Below are 7,938 nucleotides of genomic sequence, written 5' to 3' on the forward strand. Positions count from 1 at the left end.
CGCCAGTGGCGCGCCCGAAGGTTGGCGGATTTCAGCGGCCCGAGTTCATGGCCTTCGTGAGTTCGCGCATCGAGGCCACGAGGCGGTCCACGTCCTGCCTGGAATGGAACAAATGGGTAGAGATGCGCAGCGGATGATGCGGCGCGGTCGAGCCGATCACGGGCACGCCGGTGTTGCGCACCACGATGCCGTACTGTTCACGCAGGCGGGTCACGAAAGTGCCCGACTGGGCCGTTTCGGCGTCGGCTGCGGCGCCTGGTTGCAGCATCAGGCTCGGCCCGTGGAACGGATTGAACGAGGTGAGGGCCGAGACGAGTTCCGGGTCGCCCATCGGCGAATAGAGATAGTCCACGCCCCAGGTCTGAGCAATCTTCTGTTTCAGGTAGGCCGACAGCGCGAGGTCGTGGTCCTCGATGGCCTGGCGGCCGATCTGGTCCCAATAGACGCAGGTTTCCGAGAACGCCTTGAGCATCGGGTAGTTCGGGTTGCCGATGCTCTGCACAAGCGAACCGATGGCGTAGGTGTCGGCGTTGTCGTTGGTTCGCGGTCCGCTGACCGTCCGGTTGGTGTTGGTCGGCCAGAAGTTGAACAGCGGCAGCGGGTTGAAGCTGCTGACCCGGTTGCGGATGTACAGGATGCCCGTGCCGCCGGGACCGCACTGCCACTTGTGGCCCGAGCAGGCCCAGAAGTCGATGCCGGTTTCGTGGAAGTTCAGGTTGAACATGCCGGTGGCGTGGGCGCCGTCGACGATGGTCATGATGTTGTGCTGCTGCGCCAGCATGGCGAGTCGGCGGAAGGGCAGCATCGTGCCGGTCAGGAAGGTCGGCGCCGAGAAGCAGAAGGCCTTGGTGTTGGGCGTGATGGCGGCGGCGAACAGGTTCACGTAGTCCTGCGCCGTCTGCGCATTGCCGACCGGCAGGATCACGCGCTTGATGATGACGCCCTTGCGGACCGCCAGCAGATTCATCGGGCCGTTGCCGCCCGGGTGCTCGTGGTTGGTGGTGATGATCTCGTCGCCTGCGTTCAACTCCACGCCGGCGAGGATCTTGTTCATGCCGTCGGTGGTGTTGTAGGACATCACCATTTCGTCGAACGTCGCCCCGAACCCGGGTGCGATGGCTGCGCGCATCGGCCCCGTGCCGCCCAGGTTCTCGCGGGGGTTGCGTGCCACCTCGCGGTTGTAGTCGTCGAAGGCCTTCAGGATGTGCTTGGGCGTCGAGCCGGTGGTGCCAATGTTCATGTAGAGGATCTGCGGGTCGAGCACGAACGCCGGATTGGGTTCGCCGAGCCGGAAGTTGTCGGGCGCTGCCAGCGCCTGGGTGGGCAGGCCGAGCAGCGGCAGCGCGCCGGCTGCGGCAGCGCCCGCTCCGACGAGCTTGAAGAAATCCCGGCGACGGTTTTCGGTTGGCAGTTGGAACGACAGGTGGGGATCACGATTCGACATGACGATTCTTTCCTTTGAACAGTTGACTAAAAGAGTACCCGGGCTCGCTCCCGTGATGGATAGCGCTCTGTCTGCCCTGGGCAAACGAACGCTTCACTTCACTGCGACAGCGGAGATTTCCACCGCGACATCGCGCGGCAGGCGGGCGACTTGCACGGTGGCGCGAGCGGGGGGCTTGCTCGTGAAATAGGTGGCATAGACGGCGTTCATCTTCGCGAAGTCGTTGAGATCCTTCATGAACACGTTGGTCAGCACCACGTTATCGAGTGTCATGCCGTCGGCCGCGAGCACGGCTTTCAGGTTGTCGAGCACCAGGCGCGTCTGCTCCTCGATGGAGCCCGTGTTGAGCTGCTTGGTCTTCGGATCGATCGGAATCTGCCCTGCAAGGTACAGGGTGTTGCCGTGTTTGATCGCCTGCGAATAAGGCCCGATCGCTTCGGGCGCGTCTTTCGAGGCGACGACGGTCTTTGTTCCAGGAACGGCGCAGCCGACAAGGCCTGCCACAACGACGATCACGGGCAGTAGCCGGGTCATCGCGAATAGTTGACTCATATGCAAGCACCTCCTCAGTTGTTGACCAACTCCATACTGGAGCAGTGCGCCACAAAACCACGTAGGCATCAAACGGGATGCGCGAGTCCCGAAACTGCGAAATTCGCCTCTGCAAGGGCCATCACGCTGCGCCGAATGCGTAACGTCTAGTTACTTATTGGTGTGCAGTCGTGGAACTTGTGTGCGGAGCCGCAACACGCGGCGAGGTGCTTGTCAGCCGAGAGATGCTGGTCAAGGCGCCGATGGTAGCGATGCCATCCCGCCGTTAGACTGCGCGCCATGGTGACGACGACCGGTTTCACCGTTTCTCGTCGTCCGCGCCGAGGCGCAGGCGGCATCACGCTCGGCGATGTGGCGCGGCTGGCCAGCGTCTCTCCCATCACGGCGTCGCGTGCGCTGAACACCCCCGACCAGGTGGCGCCGGAAACCCTCGCCCGTGTGCGCGAGGCGGTCGCCCGCACCGGCTACGTGCCGAACCGGTTGGCCGGCGGCCTGGCCTCGGCGCGCAGCCGGCTCGTGGCCGCGGTGGTGCCGACCATCACCGGGCCGGTGTTCATGGAAATGGTGCAGTCGCTGACCACGGCACTCGCCGATGCCGGCTACCAGCTGATGCTCGGCCAGAGCGGCTACACCGAGTCGCGCGAGGACGCGCTGCTCGAGGCCATCATCGGGCGCCGGCCGGACGGCATCGTGCTGACCGGCATCATGCATTCGAGCGAAGGCCGCCGGCGTCTGCTGGCCAGCGGCATTCCGGTGGTCGAGACCTGGGATCTGACGCCGACGCCGATCGACATGCTAGTGGGTTTCTCCCATGCAAACGCCGCCGCCGCCGTGGTGAGACACCTGCATGCCAAGGGTCGTCGCCGGCTCGCACTGCTGAGCGGCGACGACGAGCGGGCGCTGCGACGCAACCGCGGCTTCGTCGAAGAAGCGCTGGCGTTGGGAGTTGCGCACGATGCCGCGCAGATCGCGATGCACCTCGTGCCCGCGCCGACCACGTTGGGCGCCGGCCGCGCGGGGCTGGCCAGGCTGCTGGAAGAGGCGCCTGATATGGACGCGGTGTTTTGCAGCTCCGACTTGCTGGCGCTCGGCGTGCTGACCGAGGCTGCAGCGCGCGGCATCGCGGTGCCGCGACAGATTTCGGTGGTCGGCTTCGGCGACCTCGCCTTCGCCGGCAACACCCACCCGGCGCTGAGCACCGTGCGCATCGACGGCACCGGCATCGGCCAGCGCGCCGCGCGCTTCATCGTGGACCGGGCCGAAGGCCGGCCGGCCGGCGAGAAGGTTGTCGACGTGGGTTTCCGAATCGTCGAACGCGCCAGCAGTTGATCAGGGCTTGCACTAGGTTTTGCTTCCTTGCAATCAACAACGGTAGCGCTACCATCATTGTTCGATAGCGCGATGGCCTGCTGACGCCGCGCTGACGCCGCCTGCCGCACTCTTCGGGGAGACACTCCAATGAACAAGTTGCTATCCACTTTCTGCCTTGCCGTCGCCGCCCTGGCCGGCGTGCCCGCCCACGCTGCTCCCTGGCCGGAAAAGCAGATCACCATCGTCGTTCCGTTCCCGCCCGGCGGCTCCACCGACACGCTGGCGCGCGCCATCGCGCCGAAGCTGCAGGAGCAACTCGGCCAGAACGTGATCGTCGACAACAAGGCCGGCGCCACCGGCACGATCGGTGCCGGGCAGGTCACGCGGTCGGCGCCCGACGGCTACACGCTGCTGGTGACCTCGCTCGGGCCGCTCGTGATCGCACCGCACCTGATCAAGACCATGCCCTACGACGCGCTGAAGGACTTCGACCTGCTCACGGTCGCCGTGCAGGCGCCGAACGTGCTGGTGGTGCCGGCGGCGTCGCCGCTGAAGACGGTGGCCGACGTGATTGCGGCGGCCAAGAAGGACCCGGGCAAGATGAGCCTCGCGTCCTCGGGCAACGGCTCGTCCGACCACCTCACGGCCGAGCTGTTCTGGCTGCAGACCGGCACCAGCGGCACGCACGTGCCGTACAAGGGTGGCGCCCCCGCCATCCAGGATCTGCTCGGCGGTCAGGTCGATGCTTCGTTCCAGAACGTCAATGCCGTGATGCAGCACATCAAGGGCGGCAAGCTGCGCGCCATCGCGGTCACCGGCGAGAAGCGCTCTGCCGTGCTACCCGAGGTGCCGACGCTCGCGGAAAGCGGCGTCAAGGGCGTCGATGTCTATTCATGGCAGGCGGTCGCGGCGCCCAAGGGCCTGCCGGCCGACGTGAAGAGCAAGCTGCACGCGGCGGTGGTGACTGCTCTGAACGATCCGCAGATCAGGAAGCAGTTCGCCGACATCGGCATCGAGGTGGTCGCCAACACGCCCGAGCAGTTTGCCGCCTTCCAGCAGGCCGAGTTCGCACGCTGGAAGAGCGTGATCGAGACGCGCAAGATCACGGCCAACTGAAGCTCCTCGCAACCGGAATGTTCGACATGGCGCTGCACTCCACGCCCGTGGTCACCGCGATGCGGGTGATCCCCGTTGCCGGGCGCGACTCGATGCTCATGAACCTGAGCGGCGCGCATGGCCCGTTCTTCACGCGCAACCTCCTGCTGCTGACCGACAACGCCGGGCGCACCGGCGTCGGCGAGGTGCCGGGCGGCGAGACGATCCGCCAGACGCTGGAAGATGCCAAAGGGCTGGTCGTCGGCCAGCCGGTGGGCGACGTGCAGCGCGTGCTGCGCATGGTGCGCGAGCGCTTCGCCGAGCGTGACGCCGGCGGGCGCGGCCTGCAGACCTTCGATCTGCGCACCACGATCCATGTCGTCACCGCCGTCGAGGCGGCGCTGCTCGATCTGCTGGGCCAGCACCTGGAGCTGCCGGTGGCCGCGCTGCTCGGCGAGGGCCAGCAGCGCGAGTCGGTCGAGATGCTCGGCTACCTGTTCTTCGTCGGCGATCGCGGCAAGACCGGTCTGCCGTACGCGAGCCCGGGCGACGAGGCGGCCGACGCCGACGACTGGCAGCGCCTGCGGCACGAGGCGGCGATGACGCCGGAGGCCGTCGTTCGCCTCGCGGAGGCCGCGCGTGCGCGCTACGGCTTCAACGACTTCAAGCTCAAGGGCGGCGTCTTGGCGGGCGAGGTCGAAGTCGAGACCGTGACGGCCCTGCACGAGCGCTTTCCCGAAGCGCGCGTGACGCTCGACCCCAACGGCGGCTGGCTGCTGAAGGACGCGATCCGCCTCATGCGCGATCTTCACGACGTGGTCGCGTACGCGGAAGACCCGTGCGGCGCGGAAGAGGGCTATTCCGGCCGCGAGGTGATGGCGGAGTTCCGTCGTGCCACCGGCCTGCCGACAGCGACCAACATGGTAGCGACCGATTGGCGGCAACTCACCCACGCGATGTCACTGCAGTCGGTCGATATCCCGCTGGCCGACCCGCATTTCTGGACCATGGCGGGCTCGGTGCGCGTGGCGCAGACCTGTCGCGACTGGGGCCTGACCTGGGGTTCGCACTCGAACAACCACTTCGACGTTTCGCTGGCCATGTTCACGCACGTCGGTGCCGCGGCGCCGGGGCGCGTGACGGCGATCGACACGCACTGGATCTGGCAGGACGGGCAGCGCCTCACCCGCGAGCCGTTGCAGATCACCGGCGGACACGTGCAAGTGCCCAAGCGGCCGGGGCTGGGCATCGAGCTCGACATGGCCGAGGTCGAGAAGGCGCACCGGCTCTACCTCGAGCACGGCCTGGGCGCGCGCGACGATGCCGCCGCGATGCAGCACCTGCTGCCGAACTGGTGCTTCGATCCCAAGCGCCCCTGCATGGTCCGCTGACCCGCCCGAATTCAGGAGTCCACGACATGACGACCGCCTACCAATCGTTTCCCAATCGCCTGCGCCAGGATCTGCTGGCCGGCAAGCGCCTGATCGGCTGCTGGTGCTCGCTCGCCAACCCGATCACGACCGAAGTGCTTGGCGTCGCCGGCTTCGACTGGCTGTTGCTCGACGGCGAGCATTCGCCGAACGACGTCACCACCTTCATCCCGCAGTTGATGGCCTTGAAGGACAGCCCCAGCTCGCCGGTCGTGCGGCCTTCCTGGAACAACCCGGTCGAGATCAAGCGACTGCTCGACGCGGGCTTCTACAACTTCCTCATTCCCTTCGTGGAAAGTGCTGACGAGGCGCAGCGTGCGGTGGCCGCCACGCGCTATCCGCCGCAAGGCATTCGCGGCGTGTCGGTGGCGCAGAGGAGCAACCGCTTCGGCACGGTGGCGGGCTATTTCACCGGCATCAACGATCAGATCTGCGTGATGGCGCAGATCGAAAGCCGCGACGGGCTCGCGGCGGCGGCCGACATCGCTGCAGTAGACGGCATCGATTGCGTGTTCATCGGCCCCTCCGATCTGGCCGCCGGCCTCGGCCACCTCGGCAACGCGGCGCATCCCGAAGTGCAGGCCGCGATCGTCTCGGTGGTCGATGCCGCCCGGGCACATGACAAGGCGGTCGGCATCCTCGCGCCGGTCGAGGCCGATGCGCGGCGCTACATGGAGATGGGGGTCAGCTTCGTCGGGGTCGGCAGCGATCTCGGTGTCTTCCGCGGCGCCACGCAGGCGCTTCGCGACCGCTATCTCGCCTGAAGGAGAACCGATCATGAGCAAGCTCGGATTCATCGGCCTGGGCATCATGGGCGCGCCGATGTGCGGCCACCTCATCGACGACGGCCACACCGTCTTCGTCCACGCGCGGCGTGGTGCGCCGGCTGCAATCAACGGCCGCGCCACGGAGGCGCTGCGCGTGCACCGACTTGCGAGCCCGCTGCAGCTCAGCGCCGGGTCAGGTAGACGAACATTCCGTCGATCGACTTCCGCTGGTCTTCACGAACCGGTTCGCACAACAGCCGCGTGACCTCGAAGCCGTGCCGCGCGGCGAGCTCCCGCAGGTAGCGCTCCGATTGCGCATAGCGCAGGCTCGGCAGCAACTCGAAATCTCGCGCTCCACTACCCGCGAGTTCCGCGGAAAAACAGAACATGCCGCCCGCCTCCAGGACCCGGTGCACGGCAGCGAACACCGGCGCCAGATCGCCGACATAGATGAACACATCGGCGGCCAGCACCAGGTCGAAGCGTTCGTTGGTGGTGCTCAGGTACTCGACGATCTCCGCCTGCACAAGCTGTTCGTAGACGCCGAGCGCGCGGGCCTTGTCCAGCATCCGGCCCGACAGATCGACGCCGGTGAGTTGCCTGGCCATCGGCTTGACGAGCGGGCCGCACAGGCCGGTGCCGCAGCCCAGATCCAGGGCCGATTCGAAGCGGCGGGGGCTCAGTCTTTCGAGGTGCCCGATGAGCACCTTGTGCGCGCGGTAGTGCAGAACCTCCACCAGGTGCTCGTCGAACTCGCCCGCATAATCGTCGAACAGCGGCTGCACGTAGTTCTTCGGCGCGGTGGCGGGAGCGTTTCGGCCACCGACCGAAGCCAGGTAGTAGCCATTCAGTTCGGCATTGGCGCCATGGGCGATGGCTTGCTCGAAGGCGTGCGCCGCTTCGTCCAGGCGCTTGGCTTCGCGCAGGATGCCGCCGAGATTGCTCCAGGCTCTCGCCCGGGTGGGGTCGATCGCCAGAGCCCGCTCATAGGAAACGAGTGCCTCGTCGTGGCGATTCAGGCTTTGCAGCGTCTGGCCACGACGCATCCAGATTTCGGCGAGCCCGCCATCGAGCGCAAGGACCTTGTCATGGCCGGCCAGCGCTTCCTCGTGGCGACCCAGATCGCCGAGCGCACTGGCCCGGTGGATCCAGGCATCGCGGTTGTCGGGCTCGACGGCCAGCACCTGATCGGCGGACTCCAGCGCCTCCTGCGGCCGCGACAGCGCCAGTTGCGTGGCAGCCAGGTTGGCGAGCACCGAGACCCGTCCCGGCACCAGGGCCAGCGCGGCAAGGAAGTGCTGCTGCGCCTCGGCGAAGCGGCGCGCGCCGAAGCAGGCCA

Annotated in this window: 7 protein-coding genes and 1 pseudogene; 5 read left to right on the forward strand and 3 right to left on the reverse strand. The window is 66.8% G+C overall.

Translation table 11 applies throughout. The features are described from left to right. Positions 1-31 precede the first annotated feature (31 nt). Together H0W38_RS11355 and H0W38_RS11360 are read right to left on the reverse strand one after the other, a co-directional pair. Complete coding sequence (locus tag H0W38_RS11355) at positions 32-1,444, reverse strand: aminotransferase class V-fold PLP-dependent enzyme (RefSeq protein ID WP_292453982.1); 1,413 nt, start codon at positions 1,442-1,444, stop codon at positions 32-34. A gap of 93 nt (positions 1,445-1,537) precedes the next feature. Further along, on the reverse strand, positions 1,538-1,996 hold the full coding sequence (locus tag H0W38_RS11360; protein WP_292453984.1) for a RidA family protein: 459 nt from the start codon (positions 1,994-1,996) through the stop codon (positions 1,538-1,540). A 279-nt stretch (positions 1,997-2,275) separates the two neighbouring features. Here H0W38_RS11360 and H0W38_RS11365 point away from each other — a divergent pair, with 279 nt between their 5' ends. From H0W38_RS11365 to H0W38_RS11385, 5 genes and pseudogenes are all read left to right on the forward strand, one after another. Then, positions 2,276-3,325 carry a LacI family DNA-binding transcriptional regulator gene (locus tag H0W38_RS11365; RefSeq protein ID WP_292453986.1) on the forward strand — a complete coding sequence of 350 codons (1,050 nt, stop codon included), beginning with the start codon at positions 2,276-2,278 and terminating at the stop codon, positions 3,323-3,325. 129 nt (positions 3,326-3,454) lie between these two features. Then, on the forward strand, positions 3,455-4,423 hold the full coding sequence (locus H0W38_RS11370; RefSeq protein WP_292453988.1) for a tripartite tricarboxylate transporter substrate binding protein: 969 nt from the start codon (positions 3,455-3,457) through the stop codon (positions 4,421-4,423). Between the two features lie 26 nt (positions 4,424-4,449). Beyond that, positions 4,450-5,793 (forward strand): glucarate dehydratase, encoded by a 1,344-nt coding sequence (gudD, locus tag H0W38_RS11375; RefSeq protein WP_292453991.1) that lies wholly within the window; start codon positions 4,450-4,452, stop codon positions 5,791-5,793. A gap of 26 nt (positions 5,794-5,819) precedes the next feature. Next, the gene (gene garL / locus H0W38_RS11380; protein WP_292453993.1) at positions 5,820-6,596 is read left to right on the forward strand and encodes a 2-dehydro-3-deoxyglucarate aldolase; all 777 of its coding nucleotides are present in this window, start codon (positions 5,820-5,822) and stop codon (positions 6,594-6,596) included. 13 nt (positions 6,597-6,609) lie between these two features. Further along, positions 6,610-6,717 (forward strand): annotated as a pseudogene (locus tag H0W38_RS11385) (NAD(P)-binding domain-containing protein); the annotation flags it as partial. 64 nt (positions 6,718-6,781) lie between these two features. Here the strand turns inward: H0W38_RS11385 and H0W38_RS11390 are convergent. After that, on the reverse strand, positions 6,782-7,938 hold a 1,157-nt coding region (locus tag H0W38_RS11390), incomplete at its 5' end, for a tetratricopeptide repeat protein (protein WP_292453995.1).

Source organism: Methylibium sp., assembly GCF_013817365.1.
Lineage (GTDB): Bacteria > Pseudomonadota > Gammaproteobacteria > Burkholderiales > Burkholderiaceae_C > Methylibium.